The 1,257-nt window shown below is 64.0% G+C and carries 1 protein-coding gene; it reads right to left on the bottom strand.

Features of this window, described 5'->3' with window-relative positions:
* The coding region (locus tag ACWDNU_RS46165; RefSeq protein ID WP_449673484.1) for a hypothetical protein at window positions 1-183 on the bottom strand (183 nt) is incomplete at its 3' end.
* Window positions 184-1,257 lie beyond the last annotated feature (1,074 nt).

The following is a 1,257-nucleotide window of genomic DNA, read 5'->3' as shown; positions in this document are numbered from 1 at the left end:
GTCGGCGGCGGCGAGGGCGGCGGCGGTGACGATGCCCGCGACCGCGGCGAACAGCAGCACGGCGGCACCGGTGACGACGTAGCCGCCCTGTTCATGGTTGTAGGCCAGGTCGGAGCCCGTTTCGGGATCCCGGCGCCGGGGCGAGGCGAGGCCTCCGCCGAGCCAGGTGAGTGTGCCGGTCATTGGGTTCTCCCGGGTCGTGCGCTCCACTGGGCATGGCGAAACTGTCATGGATTCGTTGTGTCAGCGTGACAGGCAGCGACCCGACACACCGAGTGTCGAGGACCCCCTTGTGGTCAGCCTCACAGTAGTAGGGCCCCGGCATCGTCGCGAGCCGACGGTGTGGGTCACATGCCCAGGCCACCTCGGCGTGTCGACCCCGGCGATCCGTACCTACCGGTTGGTAGAGGCCCCTTTGTGGCGAACGCCACTGTTCCAGAATTAGCCAGCAGTGTGCTGTGTCGCACAATCGTGATACAGACCGTACGGTCGGATGGCTGCGATGCCACGTCGGAGCCGCTGTCGGAAATATCTCACCGGTTCTGTCCCGGTTAGCGGAGCGCGCAGGTTTGACCTGCGCATTGTCTGGGAATTCTGCTGCGGTGCAGGTGAGTTCAGCTTTCGGCCCGGTGCCAACAAGTGTTTCGGACCTGCTCCGCCACGGTGTTCGCGCAGGTCGGCGCGGGTTGTTCGGGATCGATCCGGCCCCCGCTCTGCTTTACACTGGACGACGCGCGCGACGAAGCATGCCGCCGTTACAAACCCCAGCTAGACAGGTTTCTTAGCACGACCTTAGTTGGTTGGGTCTGCGGTCTGACTTATCGTTTGCTCTTACGCCGAACGCACCCCTGTTCGGCACAACCACCTGTTTCGGGGTCCGGTGAAACCGGGCCAAGACTAGCGGGTGAACCCCGCACGGAGGTAAGGGATGTGTAAGCGTTCCGTTACCTCTGAGCACCCACTACGTCAACGAAGCGGGTGGACAACTGGAGACGTGACTGCACGCCGCAAACCATCATCGCCGCTGGTTTCGGATCGTACGGACGCAGTCTTGACGGAGGCGAAACGACGAAGGGCCCAACTCAACGGGCGGCCGATTCATCGACAGCCGACTTTCTTGAAGGCAGAGGCATGACGCAACTTCCTGGCCACAGGTCACCCGGTGTCACCGGGCTCTACGATCCGGCTGGATCGCGGTCGTCACGGGGCCGAGGTCGCGGCGTTCGGTCAGGGTCGTCGGGGCCAGGGACGGCGAGA

The sequence above is a fragment of the Amycolatopsis sp. NPDC003676 genome, from assembly GCF_053587275.1.
This window is presented reverse-complemented; position numbering and strand designations above follow the sequence as displayed.